The organism is Streptomyces sp. SLBN-8D4 (genome assembly GCF_049739545.1).
GTDB classification, from domain to species: domain Bacteria; phylum Actinomycetota; class Actinomycetes; order Streptomycetales; family Streptomycetaceae; genus Streptomyces; species Streptomyces canus_C.
Genome location: NZ_JBMGQC010000001.1, coordinates 7,524,085 through 7,545,229 on the forward strand (window position 1 = coordinate 7,524,085; position 21,145 = coordinate 7,545,229).

The following is a 21,145-nucleotide window of genomic DNA, read 5'->3' on the forward strand; positions in this document are numbered from 1 at the left end:
CGGCGGGCGGACCCTAGCTCGTCACGGCCGTCACCAGCACGGCCACCGTCGGCCGGTCCGCCAGCACCTCTCCCACGGCGGCGCGGACCTCCCGGGCCACGTCCAGGGCCCGGCGGTCCGCGCCCGCCGCCAGTTCGACGCGGACATGGCGGCGCGGAAGCGCGCCCTCCCCGGTCTCCCGGTCCTCGATGTGCACCGGCCGCCCCAGCACCCCGGTCAGCCGGCCCACCCCGGGCACCGCAAGGGCGGCGACGGCCACGAGGGTCTCCTCGCCGCGTCCCGCCTCCACGGCACGCGGCGGCTCGGGCACCCGTACGGGGGAACGTTCGACGTCCTCGTCCAGCAGGGCCGTCACCCGCAGGTCCACCTCGTCGAGCTCCAGCCCCAGCAGCCCGGCCGCCGCCCCGGCCAGTGCCGTGCGCAGCCGCTCCGCCGCCGCCGGCAGCGGCTCCGCGGGCGTGGCCTCGAACTCCGCCGCGAGCCGCAGCGGACCGGGCGGCAGCGCGCTCGGAGGCGCCGGTACTACAGGCTCGGGCGCCTCCTCCGGACGGGCGAGCCCGAGGCGCACCGCCCCCAGCCGTACGCCCCGAAGGCCCTCGGCGGCGGCCCGCAGCACCGCCCCGGCCGCCTCCTCGGAGATCCACGCGCCGTCACGCGGTCCGCCCAGGGGCAGCAGTCTGCCCAGCCCCAGCTGATGCCGCACCGTCCGTGCCCACTGCTCCGCCGTCATTCCTCCAGCCTGCCGCATCTCCGGGGCGCGATCGCGCAACCGCGCTTACGGTGGTCGAAGGAGGACGAGCGAAAGGGGTGACGCGATGACCGACATGACACAGAGCACCGAGGTGGAGCAGCAGGCGCAACTGCGGAAGACCACCAAGCGCGGCGGCGGCGACCCGGCGACCCGAGGGCGCACCACCATCGCCGACGGTGTCGTGGAGAAGATCGCCGGACTCGCGGCGCGGGACGTCCTCGGCGTCCACGCCATGGGCAGCGGTCTGAGCCGCACCTTCGGGGCCGTACGGGACCGGGTGCCCGGCGGTTCGAAGTCCGCCACCCGCGGGGTCAAGGTCGAGGTCGGCGAGGTGCAGACCGCGCTCGACCTGGAGATCGTCGTCGACTACGGCGTCTCCATCTCCGACGTGGCCAAGGCGGTGCGGGAGAACGTCATCGCCGCGGTGGAGCGGATGACCGGCCTGGAGGTCGTCGAGGTCAATGTCGCGGTGAGCGATGTGAAGCTCCCCGACGAGGAGGACGAGGAGCCGGAGTCCCGACTCCAGTAGCCGCACCACACCGTGAAGGACCTTTAGGGAGCGCACGATGAGCATGGCCGTGGTCGGCATGATCGCCGGCATGGCGCTGGGCTTCGCAGGATATTTCGGCGGGTTCGGCGCCTTCCTGCTGGTGGCGGCGCTGGGCGCCATCGGCTTCGTCGTCGGCCGGTTCCTGGAGGGGGACCTGGAGATCGGCGACTTCTTCCGTACCCGTGACGACCGACGCGACCGGCGGCCATGACGTCCGTGAGCAGTGAGAACGGCACGGCGGACGGGCTCCGCGGACCCCTGACCGCGACCGCCGTCCCGCCCGGCGAGCGAGGGGCGACGAGGATCGCCGACCGGGTGGTCGCCAAGGTCGCGGGACAGGCGGCCCGCGAGGCGCTCGGAAAGCTCCCCGCCGAGGCCGGGCGCCCGCACGCCACCGTCGTCGTCCACCACGAAGTGGCCCGCATCCGCATGCACCTCGAACTCGACTACCCGTGCGACATCGGCGCGCGGTGCCGAGGGGTGCGTCAGCACGTGGTCGAGCGGGTAGTCGCGTTGGTGGGCATGGAGGTGTCGGAGGTCGCCGTCCAGGTGGAGCGGCTGTATCCGGCACAGACGCACGGCGCGGCACAGGGGAGGACGCGATGAGCGAGCCCCAGGGCTCAGAAGGCACCACACAACGACTGCCGGTCATCGAGCGGACAGCGGAACCGGACCAACGCGAGCACTCCGGGTCGGCGGCGGCGTACGGACCACCACCCGCACCTCAGGCAGAGGCGGGCGGCGGCGCACGCCGTTTCTGGTCGGCGCGCAGGGTTCCGGCCGGGATCGTCGCCGTGCTGCTCCTGCTCGTCGCGGGGATCTTCCTGTACGACATCGCGGCCGTCCGGGCCGACCGGCCGGCCATGCACTGGCGCCGCGCACTCTCCGCACAGCTCGCCGAACGCCCCCTGGACGACATCTGGGTCCTGATCGGCGCCGGTGTCGCCGCGGCCCTGGGCCTGTGGCTGATCGTCCTGGCCGTCACACCGGGGCTGCGCGGCCTGCTCCCGATGAGCCGCACCCACCCCGACGTCCGCGCCGGCCTGCACCGCGACGCGGCCGCCATGGTGCTGCGCGACCGCGCCATGGAGGTGTCCGGCGTCCAGTCCGCACGCGTACGGATGAGGCGGCGGAAGGCCGACGTCCGCACGGTCTCCCACTTCCGTGAACTGGACGACGTACGCGCCGACCTGGACGCCACCCTCGCCGAGGCGATCAGGGGACTGGGCCTGGCCCGGCCGCCCGCCCTGTCGGTGCACGTGGCGCGAACGACCGGGAAGAAGGGCTGAGGCCGATGTCCAGGACCGTCAACCGCGTACTGATCGGCCTGGTGGGCCTGGTGCTCCTGGTCGTCGGCGGCTCGGTGCTCGCCGTGGGCCTCGGCCTCGACCCGCCGTCCTGGTGGATCCACGACGGCAAGAAGGACGTCCTGCTGAGCGACGCGGAGCGCACCCGCTGGGAGGGCGAGGGCTGGTGGTGGCCGACGGTCATCGCCGCACTGGCGCTCGTGGTGCTCCTGACCCTGTGGTGGCTGACGTCGGTGCTGCGCAGGCGCCGGCTCACGGAGGTGCGCGTCAGCACGGGCGACGGCGAGGGCGCGCTCCTGAGGGGCCGGGCCCTGGAGGGCGTACTCGAAGGTGACGCAGCCGAGTTGGACGGCGTCCAGCGGGCCCACGCCCATCTGACCGGCCGCCCGGACGCTCCCGGGACCCGGGTGCGGCTCCTGCTGGAACCCCACGTGGACCCGGGAACGGCCCTGCACCACCTGACGACCGAGGCACTGGCCCACGCCCGTAATTCGGCGGGCCTCGACTCACTTCCGGCCGAGGTCCGCATGACCGGCGTCAAGCACAAGGCAGAAAGGGTCAGTTGAGGGCCTGTGCTTTCAGGGGCGCGGGGAACCGCGCGCTCAGCCCCCACCTGTCCGCAGTCTAAAAACCGTGCCGCATGCCCCCATCGACGGGCAGCATGACCCCGGTCAAATAGGAAGCGGCCGGCGACAGGAAGAACGCCGCAGCCCGCCCGAACTCCTCCGGCGTCCCATACCGCCGCAACGGAATCCGGGACTCGTTCGCAGCCCGAGTCGCCTCCGGGTCCGCGGACAACGCGTCCAGCTCGCGCACGCGATCCGTGTCGATGCGGGACGGCAGAAGACCGACGACCCGAATCCCGCGCGGCCCCAGCTCGTCCGCGAGGGACTTCGCGAACCCCGCGAGACCGGGCCGCAGTCCGTTCGAGATGGTCAGCCCCGGGAGCGGCTCGTGCACCGACGCGGAGAGCACGAACCCGATGACACCCCCCGCCTCCAGCTCCGCCGCGGCCGCCCGAGCCAGCCGGACCGCCCCGAGGAACACGGACTCGAAGGCGGACTGCCACTGCTCGTCCGTGTTGTCGGCGACAAAACCGGGCGGGGGCCCACCGACGCTGACGAGCACTCCGTCGAAGCCGCCGAAGTGCTCGCGCGCGGTGGCGATCAGCCGCTCGGGCGCCGACGGATCGGCGTTGTCGACGGCCACGCCCACGGCGTTCGGCCCCAACTCCGCGGCCGCGGCAAGCGCTCGCGTCTCCTCCCGCCCGGTCACCACGACCTTCGCCCCGTCCGCGACCAGCGAACGCGCGGCCGCGTTGCCGAGCCCCCGGGTCGCTCCGGTGACGACGTACACACGGTCCTTCAGTCCAAGATCCATGGTTCCTATCCTGCCCCCTCGCCCCCGTACAGGGTGAGGGCGGTGGTCACCAGACCGATGTGGCTGAACGCCTGCGGGAAGTTGCCGAGCTGGACGCCGGCCACCGGGTCGTACTCCTCGGACAGCAGCCCCACGTCGTTGGCCAGCCCCAGCAGCCGTTCGAACAGGTCCCGCGCCTCCTTCGTGCGGCCGGTCATGTGGAGGGCGTCGGCGAGCCAGAACGAGCACACCAGGAAGGTGCCCTCGCCGCCGGGCAGCCCGTCGACGGGGGTCTCCTCGGCGCTGTACCGCCGTACCAGTCCGTCGTGGTCCAGCTCCGCGCGGATCGCGTCGATGGTGCCGACGACCCGGGGATCGTCGGGCGGCAGGAAGCCGGTGCGCGGGATCAGCAGCAGGGACGCGTCGAGTTCGCGTGAGCCGTAGTACTGGGTGAAGGTGTTGCGTTCGGCGTCGTAGCCCTTCTCGCAGACCTCGCGGTGCACCTCGTCGCGCAGCGCGCGCCAGCCGTCCGGGGCGCCCTTCAGGGCCGGGAATGCCTCCAGGGCCCGCACCGCGCGGTCGGCGGCGACCCACACCATGACCTTCGAGTGGACGAAGTCGCGGCGGCCGCCGCGCACCTCCCAGATCCCCTCGTCCGGCTGCCGCCAGGAGGAGCGGAGGAAGTCCAGCAGGACGCTCTGCAGGGACCACATGTGCGGCTTGGCGGGCAGGCCCGCCCGCCGTGCCAGCGACAGCGAGTCCATGACCTCGCCGTACACGTCCAGCTGGAGCTGCTTCACGGCCTCGTTGCCGATGCGTACCGGCGTGGAGCCGCCGAAGCCGGACAGCCACGGCAGCTCGAACTCGGGCAGCCGCCGCTCGCCCGCCACGCCGTACATGATCTGCAGGTCCGCCGGGTCGCCGGCGACCGCGCGCAGCAGCCAGTCCCGCCAGGCCTCGGCCTCCTCCAGGTAACCGCACTGCACCAGGGCGGACAGCGTGAGGGTGGAGTCGCGCAGCCAGCAGTAGCGGTAGTCCCAGTTGCGCACCCCGCCCATCTCCTCCGGCAGCGAGGTGGTGGCCGCGGCCACGATGCCGCCGGTCGGCCGGTAGGTGAGCGCCTTCAGGGTGATCAGGGAACGGACCACGGCGTCCCGGTGCGGACCGTCGTAGCGGCAGCGCGCCGCCCACGCCTGCCAGTCGGCCACGCTGCTCTCCAGCGTCTCGAAGGGGTCGGTCAGCGGGGGGCGCGGCTCGTGCGAGGGATGCCAGGTGAGGACGAACGCGACCTTCTCGCCCGCCTCGACGGTGAACTCCGAGTGCGTCCCGAAGTGCTCGCCCCAGGTGCGTACCGGGGGCTCGCTGCGCAGCCATGTCGCGTCGGGTCCCGCGACGGCCACCCGGTGCCCGTCCGCCCTGCGCACCCACGGCACGATCGAGCCGTACTCGAAGCGCAGCCTCAGCGTGCTGCGCACGGTGACCCGGCCGCGGAGCCCTTCCACGACGCGTACGACGTCGGGTGCGACATCTCGCTGCGGCATCAGGTCGGTGACGCGCACCGCGCCCTCGTCGGTCTCCCACTCGGTGTCCAGGACGAGGGTGTCGGGGCGGTAGGCGCGCCTCGTGCACCGGTCGGCGTTCTTCGGAGCGATCCGCCAGTGGCCGTTCTCCTCGTCCCCGAGCAGTCTGGCGAAGCAGGCCGCCGAGTCGAAGCGGGGCAGGCACAGCCAGTCCACGGAGCCGTCCATGCCGACCAGGGCGGCGGTCTGTTCGTCGCCGATGAGGGCGTAGTCCTCGATACGGGGGTGCACGCTGTGCGGTTTCCCGGCCGGCCGTGCGGGCAATCAGGGGTGGGGCCGGGGGAGTGAAGCGGCTGTCCCCGAGAAGATCACCCCCGAGTGCGCCGGTGTCTGGTTCAGGACCCACAGACCGATCAGTGTCGCGAGCGCGAACACGACCGCGATGAGGACGGTCAGGACGAGCCGGCGGCGGCGTTCCCGGCGCAGCCACTCGCCGCGTGCCGTGCGATAGGCGTCGGGGGCCGCGTGCACCCCGCCCGCCAGCGCGGCGAGAGCTTCCTGGAGTTCCTGCGCGGTGCGCGACTCGGTCGTGTCTCGGTGCGTCATCGCCGGGCCTCCATCGCCTGGGTCAGTGCGGCCAGGCCGCGTGCCGTGTGGGTCTTGACGGAGCCGCAGGAGATCCCCATAGCGGACGCGATCTCGCTCTCCTTCAGCCCGAGCCAGTGCCTGAGCACCAGCGCCTCGCGCTGCCGGGCGGGCAACTGCTGGAGCGCGTCGATGAGGACACGCTGGTCGTCGTGGAGGAGCGCGGTGCTCTCGGCGGAGGCCACGAGCTCGTCCGTGCTCGCCGGGGGGTGCTCGACGTGCCTGCGGGCGACCTGGAGATGCCGTATCCGCATCCGGGTCAGATTGCAGACGGTGGAGCGCAGATAGGCCTCCGCCGCCTCGGTGTCCCGCAGGCGCCGCCACTTCCGGTAGATCTGGTAGTAGGCCTCGGCGACCACGTTCTCCGGGTCGTCGGCGCCGAGCAGCACGGCGAGGCGGAGCATCGAGGCGTAGTGCAGCTCGAAAAGGCGGGCCACACCGGCCTCGCGCTCCAGTTCGGCCGGGTCGGCCGCCGCCGGGGCGAGCGGGACGGGCACCGGGGTGCCGTGTCTCAGGTGCTGTCTCACGGGTTGTTCGCTCCCGTCTCGGGGCGCCGCCTGACGGTCAGGCGCGACGGTAGGTCGGTCAGGTCGGCGCCGCGCGGGACGCCGAGCCGTTCGAGGGCCGCGGTTCCGGCCAGGGCGACGGTCAGGTTCAGCAGGAGGGCGACCAGACCGGCGTAGATCTGGAAGGGCCCGCTGCCGAGCGAGGAGAAGCCCTCGCGGACCACGAGGAAGGTGCCGGTCAGCATGCCCGCCGCCCATCCGGCGAGCAGCGCCCGCGGATGCAGCCGCCCGGTGAACAGACCCACGGCGACGGCCGGGAAGATCTGCAGGATCCAGACCCCGCCGAGGAGCTGCAGGTTGACGGCGTCCTGGTCGCGCAGCCCGAACACGAAGGCGACCGCGCCCACCTTCGCCGTCAGCGACACCGTCTTGGCGATGCGCACCTGCCGCTTGGGCGTGGCGGTGGGGTGCACGTACTCGACGTACACGTTGCGGACGAAGCTGGTGGCCGCCGCGATCGACATCACCGCGGCCGGGACCAGCGCCCCCACAGTGATCGCGCCGAACACCAGCCCGGCCAGCGGCCCCGGCATCAGCCGGTCCACCAGCATCGGTACGGCGGTCTCGGCGCCGCCCTCCGGTGCCCGCACCCCGGCCGCGAGCGCCGCGATGCCGAGGAACCCGAAGAGCGCGAGCAGCCCCGTCCAGGCGGGCAGCGCCACGGCGACCTTGCGCAGGGTGCGGGGGCTGTCGGCGGCGAAGGCGGCGGTCAGGACGTGCGGGTACATCAGCAGGGCGAGGGCGGAGCCGAGGGCGAGGGTGGCGTAGGCGGGCTGCTGTTCGGGGGAGAGGAGCAGGGCGGGTTCGCCCAGCCGCCCGGCGGCCCCGTCGAACACCGCGCCCGGTCCGCCGAGCCGTTCCAGGACCAGCCAGGTGACGGCGGTGAGCGAGACGAAGACGGCGACCGCCTTGAGCGCGGAGATCACGGTGGGCGCCCGCAGCCCGTGCCGGTAGGTGGCCACCGCGAGCCCCGCGAACAGAGCCACCATCACCAGGTCACCGCTCGCGCCCCGCGGGTACACGCCCCCGGCGGTCAGCACGGCCCGTATCCCGAGCAGTTGGAGCGCCAGATACGGCATCGTCGCGAGGATCCCGGTGAGCGCGACCACCAGGGCCAGCGGCGCCGACCCGTAGCGGCCGCGCACGAAGTCGGCCGCGGTGATGTAGCCGTGCCGGCGGGCCACCTCGCCGAGGCGGCCGAGCAGCACGAAGGCGATCGGACAGACGATCACCGTGTACGGCACCGCGAAGAAGGCGGCTCCGCCGTTGCCGTACGCGAGGCCGGGTACGGCCGTGAAGGTGTACGCGGTGAAGATCGTGCCGCCCAGCAGCAGCCAGGTCCACACCGGGCCGAGACTGCGGTCGGCCAGCGCCCAGCCCTCCAGGGACGGCAGCCGGTCGCTCGGGCGCAGCCGGCGCGCGGTCACGGCGAGCAGCGACGCTCCGCCGATCACGGCGAGAAACGTCGCGGTCATGGCGCCGTCGGCCATGGTCACCGTCCTTGGTGTGCCCTGCGTGTGCCCGAAGGTGTCTGTGCCCTCGCGCATTAGTTGCGCGGGCAGCCGGTTCGGATGACGGACATCGGCGTGAAATCTCCCCGGAATTCGCTGTCAACCGTCCGTGGGAGGTGCGCAACTCTTGCACAGACCGACAGCGATGGGGAGAGGAGCGCAGGTCATGGCACGGACCGGTCATCACCGGCTACGGCGCGTCGCGATCGCCGTACTGCTTCTCGCACCCGCCGCGGGACTGCTGTGGGTCCCGATGTACGCCGGTGCGGAGCCGCGCCTGGCGGGCACGCCGTTCTTCTACTGGTACCAGCTGGCCTGGGTGCCGGGGTGCGGTCTGTGCCTGCTCGCCGCGTACGTCCTGTCGGACCGAGATCGCCGCTGAGCCCTTCGTTTCCCTTAGTTGTCCCACCGTTTCCGGTCAGGAGCCGCCATGCCCGAAACCGTCCTTCAGCCTGCCCTCAAGGCGCCTGAAAAATCACGAATGTCAGCTCGGTCGGTCCTGCTGTGGGCCGTCGTCGCCCTGCTCGGCGCGGTCGCCTGGGGCGTGCTCGCCCTGGCCAGGGGCGAGAAGATCTCCGCGGTCTGGCTGGTCGTCGCCGCGCTCGGCTCGTACGCGATCGCCTACCGCTTCTACTCCCGCTTCCTCGCCCGCCGCGTCCTGAAGCCGGACGACCGCCGCGCCACCCCGGCCGAACGCCTGGAGGACGGCGTCGACTTCCACCCCACCGACAAGCGGGTGCTCCTCGGCCACCACTTCGCCGCGATCGCGGGCGCCGGACCGCTGGTCGGCCCGGTCCTCGCGGCCCAGATGGGCTATCTGCCCGGCACTCTGTGGATCGTCGCCGGAGTGATCTTCGCCGGGGCCGTGCAGGACATGGTCGTGCTGTTCCTGTCCATGCGTCGGGACGGCAAGTCGCTCGGGCAGATGGCCCGTGACGAGATAGGCAGGGCGGGCGGCGCGGCCGCGCTGATCGCGGTCTTCGCCATCATGATCATCCTGCTGGGCGTGCTCGCCCTGGTCGTGGTCAACGCCCTCGCCCACTCCCCGTGGGGCACCTTCTCCGTCGCCATGACCATCCCGATCGCTCTGTTCATGGGCTTCTGGCTGCACCGCATCCGCCCCGGCCGGGTCGTGGAGACCAGCTTCATCGGTGTCGCGCTGCTCCTCCTCGCGATCGTCGGCGGCAGCTGGGTCCAGAACTCCTCGCTGGCCTCCACCTTCACCCTCAGCCCTACGACCCTGGTCTTCTGCCTGGTCGGCTACGGCTTCGTGGCGTCCGTCCTCCCGGTCTGGATGCTCCTGGCCCCCCGCGACTACCTCTCCACCTTCATGAAGATCGGCACGATCGCGTTGCTCGCCGTCGGGGTCGTGGTCGCCGCCCCGGTGCTGCGCGCGGAGGCCGTGACGGACTTCGCCTCGTCGGGAGCGGGCCCGGTCTTCGCGGGATCGCTCTTTCCCTTCCTGTTCATCACCATCGCCTGCGGCGCGCTGTCCGGCTTCCACGCCCTGGTCTCCTCCGGTACGACACCGAAGCTGATCCGGAAGGAGTCGCAGGTCCGCATGATCGGCTACGGCGCCATGCTGATGGAGTCGTTCGTCGCGATCATGGCGCTGATCGCCGCCGCGACCCTGGAGCCCGGCCTGTACTACGCGATGAACGCCCCGGCCGGACTGCTCGGCACGACAGCCGAGTCGGCCGCGCACGCGGTCGCCGGCCTCGGCTTCACCATCACGCCCGACCAGCTGACCCACGCGGCCAAGGCGGTCGAGGAACAGTCCCTGATCGCCCGCTCCGGAGGCGCCCCGACCCTCGCGGTCGGCATGTCGGAGATCTTCTCCGGCGTCTTCGGCGGGACCGCCCTGAAGGCCTTCTGGTACCACTTCGCCATCATGTTCGAGGCACTGTTCATCCTGACCACGGTGGACGCGGGAACCCGGGTCGGCCGCTTCATGCTCCAGGACATGCTCGGCAACGTGTGGAAGCCGGTCGGCCGGGTCAACTGGAAGCCGGGCATCTGGCTGTGCAGTGCTCTGGTGGTCGCGGCCTGGGGCTACTTCCTCTACACCGGCGCCACCGACCCGCTCGGCGGAATCAACCAGCTCTTCCCGCTCTTCGGCATCGCGAACCAGCTGCTGGCCGCGATCGCCCTGGCCGTGTGCACCACCGTCCTCGTCAAGTCCGGGAAGCTGCGCTGGGCGTGGGTCACCGGGATCCCGCTGGCCTGGGTGGTCGCGATCACCTTCACCGCGGGGTGGCAGAAGATCTTCTCCGACGATCCGCGGGTCGGGTTCTTCGCCCAGCGGGCCAAGTACGCGGACGGCATCGACGCGGGCCAGGTGCTCGCGCCCGCCAAGACCCTCGACGACATGCACACCGTGGTCACCAACTCCACGGTCGACGGCGTGCTGATCGCCCTGTTCCTGCTGCTGGTCGCGGTCGTGATCGTCAACGCGGGGGTGGTGTGCGTGCGGGCGGTCCGGGCGCCGGGGGCGTCGCCGACCACCGAGGCGCCGTACGTCGAGTCGCGGATCGACGTGCCCGAGCAGGCCGGTGACGAGCACGAGTTCGTGGGAGTGCGCCCGTGACGGTGACGGTGACGGTGACCGCGCGGCGCCGGGTGCGGACCGCGCGGCGCTGGGTGCGGGCTGTGCGGTGGTACCTGCGGGAGCTGACCGGGGAGGCGGAGTACGACCGCTACCGCGAGCGGATCCGGCGCCACCGTCCGCTCGCACCGGTACCGACCAGACGGGAGTACGAGGTGCTGCGCGCGCGGCATCGGGAGGCCCATCCGCAGGGCCGGTGCTGCTGACGCCGCCGTCGTGGACCACGGGGCGGGCGCTCCGCCCGCCCCACTCACCTTCAGGGACCGAGATGTTCAGACGCCGCACCGCCCTGCTGGTTCACCCCGCCCTCGACGACGACGCGCTGCACGCGACGCTGACCGAACTGCGGCCCACCCCTCAGCTGCACGGCCTCGGCGCGGGTTCCAGCCGTCCGCTCTGGCAGCCGGTCGCCGACGTGCTGCGGGACACGGGGAAGGACTGGGATCGGCGGTGGCACCGGATGTCGGTACTGGCGGACCGCCTGCCGGTCTCGGTGTCCGAGCGCTGGATCACCGAACGGCCCGGTGACGGGGACGCACTGGTGCTGTGGGCGTGTGTCCGGTGTGTACGGGCCCCGGCCGACGGGTGGACTGCGGTCCGGGACGCCGAGCGAGCGTGTCTGCGAGCCGCCGAGGCCTGCCCCGAGGATCCGACACCCTGGCTGGCCCTCCTCGGGCTGATGGACTCCCTCGCCGTACCGCCCCGGGACGCCGTGCCCGTCTGGACCGAGGCCGTCATTCGGGCCCCGTGGCACCGGGGCGCCTACCACCGGCTGCTGCGCTATCTGTCCCCGCGCGGACACGGCTCTGTCGCCGACATGATCGACTTCGCCGGACACGGCGCCGCCCGCGCCCCGCACGGCTCACCGCTCGCCCTGCTACCCGTGGCGGCCCGCGTCGAACTCGTCGCGCACCGGCAGCGGCAGATGTCCTTCGGGGCCGACCGCCACTGGAACGAACCCCGGGTCGGCGTCGAGATCGAGTCTGCCCTGACCGCGTGGTTCCGCACCGCCGCCGCACCGCACGCCGAGGCTGTCGCCGACCTCAACATCCTGGCCTTCGCACTCGTCCGCACCCACCGCCCGGCCGACGCGGCGCCGGTGTTCCGGCGGATCGGCCGCCATATGACCCCGCATCCGTGGGAGCTGCTGCCCGAGCCGGAACGCACGTTCCGCTACTGGCGGGACCGTCCGGGACAGTGAGCGCCACGTCGGGGTGTGCCGGCCGGGTGAGTAGCACGTCCGGCGTGCTGCGCGGACGCGTCGCGTCGGGGCCTGCTCGGGCCTTCCCCGATGGGTGTGTCACGCCGGGCCCACCCAGGGCCTCCCATGGGCCGCCAGAGGCTTCCCATGGGCGTGTCACACCGCGGCCGGTTCGGCCTCCGCGGTGCTGCCCTGCTCCGCCTTCTCCCGGCGGTCGCGGAGCTCGCGCCGCACGAGGACGACCCACCCGATCGGAACGCCGGCGGAGAACAGCCACCACTGGATGGCGTAGGCGTAGTTCAGCGCGGCGTCCTCCTTGCCGGGGTTGCCGCCGATCAGTTCCGGGCTGTCACCCTTCGGCTCGGGTGCCGTCTGGGCGATGTACCCGCCGAGCACCGTGGCACCGAGCCGCTCGGCCTCCTGCTCGCTGTTGATCAGCATGACCTGCCGGTCCGGCAGCCCCTTGAGGTTCTTGATGCCGCTCGCCGCGGTCGTCTCGTCGGGCATCAGCCGCCCGGTGACGGTGATCTCGCCCTTCGGGGGAGCGGGGACCTTCGGGAACGCGGTCTGGCTCGGACCGTTCGAGGGGATCCAGCCCCGGTTGACCAGCAGCACCTTGCCGTCGTCGAGGACGAAGGGGGTCAGGACGTGGTAGCCGACCTCGTCGTCGGAGTTGGTGCGGCGCCGGACGACGACCTCGTCGTCGGTGTCGAAGTGCCCCTTCGCGGTCACGCGGCGGTACCGGTCGTGGGTGGTGACCGTGTGTCCGGGCGAGGTCATCCGCTCCACGGGCACCGGCTTCGCGGACATAGCGTCGGAGACCAGCTGGTTGCGGGCGGTGCGCATCTCGTAGCGGTGCATCTGCCAGATGCCCAGCCTGATCATCGTGGGGATGAGGAGCAGGGCGACCAGGGTGAGGATCACCCACTGCCGGGACAACAGGAAGCGGTACACCCCACGACCGTACAACTCGGACGGCGGGGTGTTCCCACAGGGGTGTGCTCAGCCTCCGTCGCCGGTCCCACCCGAGGGACGCTCCCGGCTTGCGAGGGCCGGACCCGCCCCTGACGATTCGGCTTATGACACGTTGCGAAGTGTGTGGGAACGACTACGAGCTGGCCTTCACCGTCGAGACCCGGGACGGGGCACGCCACGTCTTCGACTCGTTCGCCTGCGCGATCCACCGCATGGCACCGATCTGCGAGCACTGCCGGGTGCAGATCATCGGCCAGGGCGTCGAGGTGGACGGTCACTGGTTCTGCGGCGCGCACTGTGCCCGCGCGGAGGGCAAGGCCGGCATCGTGGACAAGGTCGGCTCGGCCGTGTGACCGACGCGACGGTGCGTTCCGTACGGCCGTCCCCTCCGTACGGCCCATTCGCTCCGTCCGGTCATCCCTTCCGTCCGGTCATCCCTTCCGTCCGGTCACCCTCCCCTACGGTCATCCCTCCGACGCCGGTTCCACATCCCGGAGAAGCTGCCCGAAGGCCGCCTCGTCGACGACCGGCGTGCCGAACTGCCGGGCCTTGACCACCTTGGACGTGCCCGAGTCCGGGTCGTTGGTGACGAGCAGGCTGGTCAGCCGGGAGATGCTGGTGGCGACATGCAGCCCGGCCTCGATCGCGCGGTCCTCCAGGAGGTCGCGCTCGATCGAGGTGTCTCCGGAGAAGGCGATCCGCATGCCCTGTTTGAGCGGTTTGCCGTCCTCGAACCGCCCCGGGTTGGGGTAGGGGCACGCGGGCCGCTTGCGGGTGGGCCGCCAACTGGTGGTCCGGTAACCGCCGTAGCCCGCCGACTGCCGGGGCACCGCCCGGTCCGTCCACTCGGTCAGCGGCCGGCACTCGTGCAGCGGCAGCCGCACACTGCGCGCGGCGGCGGCCCGCAGGCTCGGCCGGAAGGCCTCCGCCAGCACGCGCGCGTCGTCGAGGGCATGGTGCGCCCGCTGCTGTACGACACCGAAGTGGGCCGCCAGCGACTCCAGCTTGTGGTTGGGCAGCGGGAGGCCGAGCTCCTTCGACAGGACGATGGTGCACAGCCGCTGACTCACCGGCGCGACCCGGCCCGCGCGCGCGTACTCACGGGCGATCATCTGCCAGTCGAAGACGGCGTTGTGCGCGACGAGCACGCGGCCGTCGAGACGGGCCGAGAACTCGTCGGCGACGTCCTGGAAGAGAGGGGCGCCCTCGAGTGTGTCGCTCGTCAACCCGTGGATCCACACGGGGCCCGGGTCGCGCTCCGGATTGACCAGCGTGTACCAGTGGTCCTCGACCTCGCCGCGGGCGTCAAGTCGGTAGACGGCCGCGGAGATTATCCGGTCGTCGCGGGCCAGGCCGGTGGTCTCCACGTCGACGACCGCGTATCCCTGCGGATACGCGGCCGGCCACGCTGTGGGGGAGGACGCTGCGGTCGTCTGGTCTTCGAGCATGGTTCATGAGGATACGGGCCACGACTGACAGTCCCTCACGGCGGCGTCGGTGCGCGGCTCGCGAGGACCGGGGTGCGATCCTCCGGGGATGACCGAAGAGGGTGTGGGTGGACCGGCGCACGGCGAGGCGCACGGTGGTGGGCTCGGCGCCCGTCTCAACTGGCTGCGCGCGGCGGTCCTCGGCGCGAACGACGGCATCGTCTCCACGGCGGGCCTCGTCGTCGGCGTGGCCGGCGCCACGAGCGACCGCGCGGCGTTGCTGACGGCGGGTCTGGCGGGCCTGCTGGCCGGCTCGATGTCCATGGCGGCCGGGGAGTACGTGTCCGTGTCGACCCAGCGCGACTCCGAGATGGCCGCGCTGGCCGTGGAGAAACGGGAACTCCGCGAACAGCCCGAGGCGGAGCTGGAGGAATTGACGGAGCTTCTGGAGGAACGCGGCCTGTCCCGTGACGTGGCCCGTGAGGCGGCGCAGCAACTCACGGAGCGTGACGCACTCCGGGCCCACGCGCGCGTGGAGCTCGGCATCGACCCGGACGAACTCACGAACCCCTGGCACGCGGCCTGGGCGAGCTTCCTGGCGTTCACGGCGGGGGCGCTGCTGCCGCTCCTCGCCATCGTGCTGCCACCGTCGGGGTGGCGGGTGCCGGTGACCGTGGTGTCGGTGGTGGCGGCGCTGGTGCTGACGGGGTGGAGCAGCGCGCGGTTGGGGGCGGCGCCGCCCGGGCGGGCGGTGGTGCGGAATGTGGCGGGCGGGGTGTTGGCGATGGGGGTCACTTACGGGGTGGGATCGCTGTTGGGGGCGGTGGGGATCTAGTTGACGAGCAGACGTTCTTGAGGGAAGAACTCGATGCCGAGAGCTGGGTCGCAGTCGTAGAGCCTGACCCTGACGTGCGCCAAAGGGATCAGGGGTGTCAGGTCGAGGGGGCCGCAGCGGGAGAACTCGACAGTCACCAGGGCGGGCAGTTCGGAGAGGGCGGCGATGTTGTCCACTTGGCGGGACTTGCTGACGTAGACGGTGTTGAGCCCCTGGTGTGGAACCACGTCTGCAAGGTCGATGTGCGGCACGTCCAGGATCTGGAGTGTCTCCAACGGTGAAAACACTCCGGCTGTGAGAAAGGCGCGCCACTGCTGCTCCGTGTTGACGGTGAGCCACGTGAGAGACGTCAGGGCTTCCAACCCGACCAGCCTCGTGACGCATGCTTGCTGGAAGAACCCGAGACCGGTGAGCTGGGGGGCGAACAGTAATTTGTCCAGCCTTGATTCGGCGGCTGCGAAGTCGAAGGTGAAGTGCTGGAGGTCGGTCAGCTCTGCCAGGGGCGCCAGCGAGAGCTGGGTGCCAGGTTTGTACACGTGGACGTGGGTCAAAGGGAGGTGGGAAAGCGAGTCGAGATCAGTGACGGACTGACAGGTGTCGAGGGTCAGGCTGCGCAGGTTCGGCAAATTCTGCAGCGACGAGACGTTACTGATCAGGTGATTCCGTATAAGGCCCAGAAATTCCAGCCGCTCGTGTGCCAGCACAGCTGGAGAAATCTCATGGTCACCGACCAGGAACAGCTCGGTGAGCTGGGGCACGCGCGGCAGGAGTGCCAGTTTCTCGGCGTCATCCATGGTGAGGATCTGCCCGGCCTCGACGGTGCCTTCAAGGACCGCCTCGAAGTACTCGATCGTGTCGAACGACGGCCAAGCAGTGTTGAGTTCCGAGCGCACAGCCATGCGCCGGTCGGCCCGGAAACGAGTGATGAACTCGAAAGACGCGTCGCCCCCGATCAACCGCGCCGTCCGTACCACAGCCGCCGCCTCGGGCTCCGTCAATTCCTCCGGTCCCGGCAACAGCTCAAGCACCAACTCCCCAGCCTTGGCCAAGGGCTCCGCCCGCTTGAAGCTCCGCGGTGGCAACAACTCCGCAGTCCGTTCCTCGACCTCCCCCCGCACTCCCGGATCCAACTCCGGCGCATGCTCCAGACTTGCCGCCGCCAACAACACCAACCGTTCCCGATACCTCCGTACCTTGTCGGCCCGCCGCAGCAACTGCCTCAGCAGCCGCGACCGTTCCTCCACGCGCGCGTGCCCCACCGCCATCCGCACCACGTCGTCCCACTGGTCGTCGTGGGCGTTGCGGACCAGCACTCCGAAGTCCCGCGCCTCGATCGCCGCCTTCGCTCCCAGGTAGTCCTGGAAGGTGCGGTGGACGAAGTCCACATACCCCGGCACCGGTTCGCGCAGCAGCCCGCTGCGGATCAGCAGATGGGAGAAGACCTGCCCCGCGTCCCCCTGCTCCCGTACCTGCGGCATCGCCGCCAGCCACTCGTCGAGCATGGCAACGACCTCGTCCCTGGCCGCCTCCACCTGCCCGTTGCGGATCATCCAGTAGGCGAGCCGCTGCAACAGGGCCGTCTGCTCGTCGCGCGAGAGGGAGACCCCCTCGACCGCGGTGATCTCGCGTTCCGTGTCCCGCCGCACCAGCAGCATGTCCAGCGCCGCGTCGTACAACTCCTTCCGGGCACGCGGGAGATGCATGCGCCGGTCGCGATTCAGTGCACAGAGCAGGGCGCACATCAGCGGGTTCGTCGCCAGCCGCCCCAGGTCCCGGCGCGTGGTCAGCGCCTCGCCGAGACTCGCCTCGTACCGGTCCAGCACCGACCGTTCCGCCTCAGGCCCGCACTCCTGGCGGGCCGCGTCGTGCCAGTGCCGTACGAACGCCTTGATGTCCTCGCGCTCCATCGGCAGCAGCGTGTGCGCCGTGAAGCCCTGCGCCGACAGCCAGTCCTCCGGGACCGCCGAGGGACGGGTCGTGACCACGTACCGCGCCCGCGGGAAAGCGGTGAGCAGCGACTTCAGCCACTTCTCGGTCCGCTCGCGCAGCCGCAGCGGCACCTCGTCGACACCGTCCACCAATACCAGTGCCTGGCCACTGGCGAGCAGGTGTTCCACCCAGCCGTCCGGGGCGCGCAGCGGCACTCCGGACGCCGACAGGAAGTCCTCGGGCATCGGCAGCCCGTCCGGGGTGTGGAAGGAGCGCAGGCGCAGTACGAAAGGCACGCACCGGTTCCAGTCGGCCAGTTGGGGGCCGAAGCTCTGCCGGGCCGCGTTCAGCGCCAGCCACTGAAGCAGTGTCGACTTGCCCGACCCGGCCGGTCCGCGCAGCAGCAGCCGCTGGCCGGACGTCGCGAGCGCCTGCTCCACCTTCACGGGCGTGGGCGCCTCCTGGGGCAGGCCCTCGCGCTGCGGCTCGTACCGGCCCTCACCGCTGACCGCCAGACTCAGGTACGCCGTGTCCAGCGCCCACTCGGCCCGCCGCCGTCCGCCCAGCGTCACCCCGAACAGCTCCAGCCGGGAGTGCGTCCCGGTGACGAACCGCGCGTACCGTTCGTCGAAGTCCGAGGTGACCGGCCCTTCCGTGCTCCGCCCCCTGAGCAGCTCGCCCGTCCGCCGCGTCTGCTCCACCGCCGCCCGCGCGGCGAACGACGGATGCGCGGTGAGCTGCTCGACGAGGTGCTCGCAGCACAGCCCGAGTAACTCCCGGTACAGGTCCTGGGCGGCGGTGGCCAAGTCGTCCACCGGGCGCCGTAGTTGTTCCACCAGCCGCCCGGGATCCAGGTCCGCCGCGAACAGCCGTTCCGCGTCCACCTCCCCCGCCGCCGCGAACGTGTCCTGCACCGCCGCCACAGCGGCCAGCCGTTCGTGCTCCGGCAGCGAAGCGTAAGCCCCCGCGATCCGCCCGCCCAGCACCCGCGCCAGCCGCTCCGGCCCCGCCGGCTTCGGCAACGGCCGTACCGGATCCGGAACCAGACCCGCGCCCGGCCGCGGCGCGAGCGCCGACTTGGCGACCGTCTGGACCACCGTCGATGCCAGCCGCACCAGCACAACCTCGAGTCCCTGCATCCCCGACCTCCCCCTCCACTGCCTCCGCAGCGTAGGACCGCCCGCTGACACCCTTGGCGGAGATCGCCAAGAAGCAAGCGCGTACCACCGGTAATACTTGTGGGTAACAACGTCTAGCCGTGCCCGACCGGCGGTTCTACGGTGCACGCATGCCGAACCTCCCCGACGTCGTGGTCTGGTCCATACCCGCCTTCGTGCTGCTCACCGTCATCGAGATCATCAGCGTCCGCATCCATCCGGACGAGGACGCGGCCGGCTACGAGACGAGGGACGCCGCCACCAGCATCGGCATGGGACTCGGCAGCCTCTTCTTCGACTTCTTCTGGAAGATCCCGATCGTCGCCGTCTACACCGCCCTGTACGAGTTCACCCCGCTCCGCGTCCCCGTCCTGTGGTGGACGGTCCCTCTGATGCTGCTCGGGCAGGACTTCTTCTACTACTGGTCCCACCGCGGCCACCACGTCATCCGCATCCTGTGGGCGTGCCATGTCGTCCACCACTCCAGCCGGAAGTTCAACCTCACCACCGCGCTGCGCCAGCCCTGGACGACCCTGACCGTCTGGCCGTTCTACGTTCCCCTCGTCGCCGCCGGCGTCCACCCGGCCGCGCTCGCGTTTCTGCTCCTCCGCGAACCTCGTCTACCAGTTCTGGATCCACACCGAACGCATCGACAAGATGCCCCGTTGGTTCGAGTTCGTCTTCAACACCCCGTCCCACCACCGCGTCCACCACGCCTCCCAGGGCGGCTACCTGGACCGCAACTTCGGCGGCATCCTCATCGTCTGGGACCGGCTCTTCGGCTCGTTCGTCGCCGAGACCGAACGGCCCGTCTACGGGTTGACCAAGAACATCAACACGTTCAACCCGATCAAGGTGGCCACTCATGAGTACGTAGCGATCCTCAAGGACATCAAGAAGGCACGGACTTGGCGCGAGCGGGCCGGCCGCGTCTTCAGGGGGCCGGGCTGGGCACCCGCGCCGCTGCCGGAGACGGCCGAGGAAACCGTGCCCGCGTGAGCACCCCGAGCGCCCCCGGCACCCGACACGCACTCCTCACGGTCTTCGCCCTCACCGCCGCCGTCGACCTCACCTCCCTGGCCGTCGGCTTCGCTCCCGGCCACACTGTCGCCAAGCCCCTCCTGATGCCCCTCCTGGCCGCGTACTGCGTCGCGTCCGGGGCGCCCCGGCTCCTGGTCGGCGCCCTCCTGTGCGGCTGGGGCGGCGACGTCCTGCTGCTGTCCGACGCCGACCCCGCCTTCCTCGCCGGCATGGCCTCCTTCGCGGCCGGGCATGTCTGCTACCTCGCGCTCTTCCAGGCGTACGGCAGCCCACGCGCGCGTGTCGGTCTCCTCGCGCCCGCCTACGCCACCGCCCTCGTCGGCACCGTCGTCGCCCTGTGGCCGGACCTGCCCGCCGGACTGCGCGTGCCCGTCGCCGGCTACAGCGTGCTGCTCACGACGACGGCGTGCGCGTCGGCCGTGCGGTTCGGGGCGCTCACCGGAGTCGGCGGCGCCCTCTTCCTCCTCTCGGACACCCTCATCGCGACCGGCGTCGCCGACTGGCCCCAGCTCCCACGGCCCGATTTCTGGATCATGCTCACGTATGCCGCCGCGCAGTTCCTGCTGGCCATCGGCACCCTGCGAGCCCTCGAAGCGCGCCCGGGGCCGATGGCGACGTACGGTGAGGTGCGTTCGACCAAGCGCCTGACCAAGCGCCCGACCCCGCGCTCGACCACCCCCTGAGCGCAGCCCGACCTCGCACCAGAAGGACCCTCGCCATGCGCGCCACCACCATCCACGCCCCCTACGACATGCGCGTGGAGGACGTGCCCGAGCCCGTGGTGCAACTGCCCACCGACGCCGTGCTCCGGGTCCTGCGCGCCTGCATCTGCGGCAGCGACCTGTGGGCCTACCGCGGCGAGGCGGCGCGGCGGCCGGGGCAGCGGATCGGCCACGAGTTCCTCGGCGTCGTCGAGGAGATCGGCTCCGAGGTCGCCACCCTCGGGCGGGGTGACCTCGTCGTCGCACCCTTCATGTGGTCCGACGGCGTCTGCGACTACTGCCGCGAGGGCCTGACCACCTCCTGCGAGCACGGCGGATTCTGGGGTTCCGTCGGCTACGACGGTGGCCAGGGCGAAGCCGTCCGCGTCCCCTTCGCCGACGGGACCCTCGTACGGCTGCCCAAGGAGGCGGCTTCCGACGACCGTCTGCTGTCCTCCCTGCTGACCCTCTCCGACGTCCTGGGCACCGGGCACCACGCGGCCCTCGGTGCCGGAGCCCGCCCGGGTGCCACGGTCGCCGTCGTCGGCGACGGAGCCGTCGGCCTGTGCGCGGTGCTCGCCGCCAAGCGGCTCGGCGCCGAACGGATCATCGCCCTGGGCCGCCACCAGGTCCGCACCGACCTCGCGCGCCGTTTCGGCGCCACCGACGTGGTCGCCGAGCGCGGGGACGCGGCCGTCGAGGCCGTCCGTGAACTCACCCGAGGCCAGGGCGCACACGCCGTCGTCGAGGCCGTCGGCACCGAACAGTCCATGCGTACGGCGGTCGACATCACCCGCGACGGCGGCGCCATCGGCTTCGTCGGAGTGCCGCACGGCAGCGGCACCGGCCTCGACCTCAGTGTCATGTTCGACCGGAACATCGCCCTGCGCGGCGGCGTCGCACCGGTCCGCGCCTACATCCCCGAGCTGCTCCCCGACGTCCTGGACGGCACCGTCGACGCCTCACCCGTCTTCGACATGACCGTCGGCCTGGAGGGCGTCCCCGACGGCTACAAGGCGATGGACGAGCGCACCGCGCTCAAGGTCCTCGTCACCAACTGACCGT

The 21,145-nt window shown here is 71.4% G+C and carries 22 protein-coding genes and 1 pseudogene; 14 read left to right on the forward strand and 9 right to left on the reverse strand.

Going from position 1 to position 21,145, the window contains the following annotated elements; all coding sequences use genetic code 11:
* Positions 1-13: 13 nt before the first annotated feature.
* Positions 14-730 carry a nucleopolyhedrovirus P10 family protein gene (locus RKD20_RS34170; protein ID WP_424881081.1) on the reverse strand — a complete coding sequence of 239 codons (717 nt, stop codon included), beginning with the start codon at positions 728-730 and terminating at the stop codon, positions 14-16.
* An 85-nt stretch (positions 731-815) separates the two neighbouring features.
* Between RKD20_RS34170 and RKD20_RS34175 the strand changes: the two genes are divergently transcribed.
* From RKD20_RS34175 to amaP, 5 genes are read left to right on the forward strand one after another with little or no spacing between them, the layout of a single operon-like run.
* A complete protein-coding gene (locus RKD20_RS34175) occupies positions 816-1,280 on the forward strand; it encodes an Asp23/Gls24 family envelope stress response protein (protein WP_020121360.1) in 465 nt (154 codons plus the stop codon).
* A gap of 37 nt (positions 1,281-1,317) precedes the next feature.
* Entirely contained in the window at positions 1,318-1,512 is a 195-nt protein-coding gene (locus RKD20_RS34180) for a hypothetical protein (RefSeq protein ID WP_020121359.1), read from the forward strand.
* Complete coding sequence (locus tag RKD20_RS34185; RefSeq protein WP_424881082.1) at positions 1,509-1,907, forward strand: Asp23/Gls24 family envelope stress response protein; 399 nt, start codon at positions 1,509-1,511, stop codon at positions 1,905-1,907. Before RKD20_RS34180 ends, RKD20_RS34185 begins: the two co-directional genes overlap by 4 nt.
* Complete coding sequence (locus tag RKD20_RS34190; RefSeq protein WP_424881083.1) at positions 1,904-2,590, forward strand: DUF6286 domain-containing protein; 687 nt, start codon at positions 1,904-1,906, stop codon at positions 2,588-2,590. Before RKD20_RS34185 ends, RKD20_RS34190 begins: the two co-directional genes overlap by 4 nt.
* 5 nt (positions 2,591-2,595) lie before the next feature.
* Positions 2,596-3,174 (forward strand): alkaline shock response membrane anchor protein AmaP, encoded by a 579-nt coding sequence (gene amaP, locus RKD20_RS34195; RefSeq protein ID WP_424881084.1) that lies wholly within the window; start codon positions 2,596-2,598, stop codon positions 3,172-3,174.
* Between the two features lie 58 nt (positions 3,175-3,232).
* On the opposite strand, the gene RKD20_RS34200 is transcribed toward amaP, so the two are convergent.
* From RKD20_RS34200 to RKD20_RS34220, 5 genes are read right to left on the reverse strand one after another with little or no spacing between them, the layout of a single operon-like run.
* Entirely contained in the window at positions 3,233-3,988 is a 756-nt protein-coding gene (locus RKD20_RS34200) for an SDR family oxidoreductase (RefSeq protein WP_424881085.1), read from the reverse strand.
* A 5-nt stretch (positions 3,989-3,993) separates the two neighbouring features.
* Positions 3,994-5,778 (reverse strand): glycoside hydrolase family 15 protein, encoded by a 1,785-nt coding sequence (locus tag RKD20_RS34205; RefSeq protein ID WP_424881086.1) that lies wholly within the window; start codon positions 5,776-5,778, stop codon positions 3,994-3,996.
* A 33-nt stretch (positions 5,779-5,811) separates the two neighbouring features.
* Positions 5,812-6,093: a hypothetical protein gene (locus RKD20_RS34210; RefSeq protein ID WP_424881087.1), complete on the reverse strand. Its 282-nt coding sequence runs from the start codon at positions 6,091-6,093 to the stop codon at positions 5,812-5,814.
* The gene (locus RKD20_RS34215; protein WP_424881088.1) at positions 6,090-6,659 is read right to left on the reverse strand and encodes a sigma-70 family RNA polymerase sigma factor; all 570 of its coding nucleotides are present in this window, start codon (positions 6,657-6,659) and stop codon (positions 6,090-6,092) included. The genes RKD20_RS34210 and RKD20_RS34215 overlap by 4 nt, the downstream gene beginning before the upstream one ends.
* The gene (locus RKD20_RS34220; protein WP_424881089.1) at positions 6,656-8,188 is read right to left on the reverse strand and encodes a sodium:solute symporter family protein; all 1,533 of its coding nucleotides are present in this window, start codon (positions 8,186-8,188) and stop codon (positions 6,656-6,658) included. The genes RKD20_RS34215 and RKD20_RS34220 overlap by 4 nt, the downstream gene beginning before the upstream one ends.
* Before the next feature lie 187 nt (positions 8,189-8,375).
* On the opposite strand from RKD20_RS34220, the gene RKD20_RS34225 reads away from it, so the two are divergent.
* The 4 genes from RKD20_RS34225 (at position 8,376) to RKD20_RS34240 (ending at position 12,015) form a co-directional block, all read left to right on the forward strand.
* A complete protein-coding gene (locus tag RKD20_RS34225) occupies positions 8,376-8,591 on the forward strand; it encodes a DUF3311 domain-containing protein (RefSeq protein ID WP_424881090.1) in 216 nt (71 codons plus the stop codon).
* A 99-nt stretch (positions 8,592-8,690) separates the two neighbouring features.
* Entirely contained in the window at positions 8,691-10,796 is a 2,106-nt protein-coding gene (locus RKD20_RS34230) for a carbon starvation CstA family protein (protein WP_424881091.1), read from the forward strand.
* A gap of 2 nt (positions 10,797-10,798) precedes the next feature.
* Entirely contained in the window at positions 10,799-11,020 is a 222-nt protein-coding gene (locus RKD20_RS34235; RefSeq protein ID WP_424883383.1) for a YbdD/YjiX family protein, read from the forward strand.
* A gap of 62 nt (positions 11,021-11,082) precedes the next feature.
* Positions 11,083-12,015: a hypothetical protein gene (locus RKD20_RS34240; protein WP_424881092.1), complete on the forward strand. Its 933-nt coding sequence runs from the start codon at positions 11,083-11,085 to the stop codon at positions 12,013-12,015.
* 156 nt (positions 12,016-12,171) lie between these two features.
* Here RKD20_RS34240 and RKD20_RS34245 read toward each other — a convergent pair whose 3' ends face one another.
* The gene (locus tag RKD20_RS34245; protein WP_424881093.1) at positions 12,172-12,969 is read right to left on the reverse strand and encodes an SURF1 family protein; all 798 of its coding nucleotides are present in this window, start codon (positions 12,967-12,969) and stop codon (positions 12,172-12,174) included.
* A gap of 125 nt (positions 12,970-13,094) precedes the next feature.
* Here RKD20_RS34245 and RKD20_RS34250 point away from each other — a divergent pair, with 125 nt between their 5' ends.
* Complete coding sequence (locus tag RKD20_RS34250; protein ID WP_031046215.1) at positions 13,095-13,343, forward strand: hypothetical protein; 249 nt, start codon at positions 13,095-13,097, stop codon at positions 13,341-13,343.
* Positions 13,344-13,454: 111 nt separating this feature from the next.
* Here the strand turns inward: RKD20_RS34250 and RKD20_RS34255 are convergent, their stop codons facing one another.
* Positions 13,455-14,438, reverse strand: a complete 984-nt coding sequence (locus RKD20_RS34255; RefSeq protein WP_424881094.1) for a DEDDh family exonuclease — start codon at positions 14,436-14,438, stop codon at positions 13,455-13,457.
* Positions 14,439-14,526: 88 nt separating this feature from the next.
* Here RKD20_RS34255 and RKD20_RS34260 point away from each other — a divergent pair, with 88 nt between their 5' ends.
* A complete protein-coding gene (locus RKD20_RS34260; RefSeq protein ID WP_424881095.1) occupies positions 14,527-15,252 on the forward strand; it encodes a VIT1/CCC1 transporter family protein in 726 nt (241 codons plus the stop codon).
* Here RKD20_RS34260 and RKD20_RS34265 read toward each other — a convergent pair.
* A complete protein-coding gene (locus tag RKD20_RS34265) occupies positions 15,249-18,320 on the reverse strand; it encodes an NACHT domain-containing protein (protein WP_424881096.1) in 3,072 nt (1,023 codons plus the stop codon). The two genes, RKD20_RS34260 and RKD20_RS34265, sit on opposite strands and share 4 nt — an antisense overlap.
* A gap of 149 nt (positions 18,321-18,469) precedes the next feature.
* Here RKD20_RS34265 and RKD20_RS34270 point away from each other — a divergent pair.
* The 3 genes and pseudogenes from RKD20_RS34270 (at position 18,470) to RKD20_RS34280 (ending at position 21,141) form a co-directional block, all read left to right on the forward strand.
* Positions 18,470-19,337 (forward strand): annotated as a pseudogene (locus RKD20_RS34270) (sterol desaturase family protein).
* Positions 19,334-20,062: a lysoplasmalogenase gene (locus RKD20_RS34275; protein ID WP_424881097.1), complete on the forward strand. Its 729-nt coding sequence runs from the start codon at positions 19,334-19,336 to the stop codon at positions 20,060-20,062. The pseudogene RKD20_RS34270 and the gene RKD20_RS34275 overlap by 4 nt, the downstream one beginning before the upstream one ends.
* A 35-nt stretch (positions 20,063-20,097) precedes the next feature.
* Complete coding sequence (locus RKD20_RS34280; protein WP_424881098.1) at positions 20,098-21,141, forward strand: zinc-dependent alcohol dehydrogenase family protein; 1,044 nt, start codon at positions 20,098-20,100, stop codon at positions 21,139-21,141.
* Positions 21,142-21,145 lie beyond the last annotated feature (4 nt).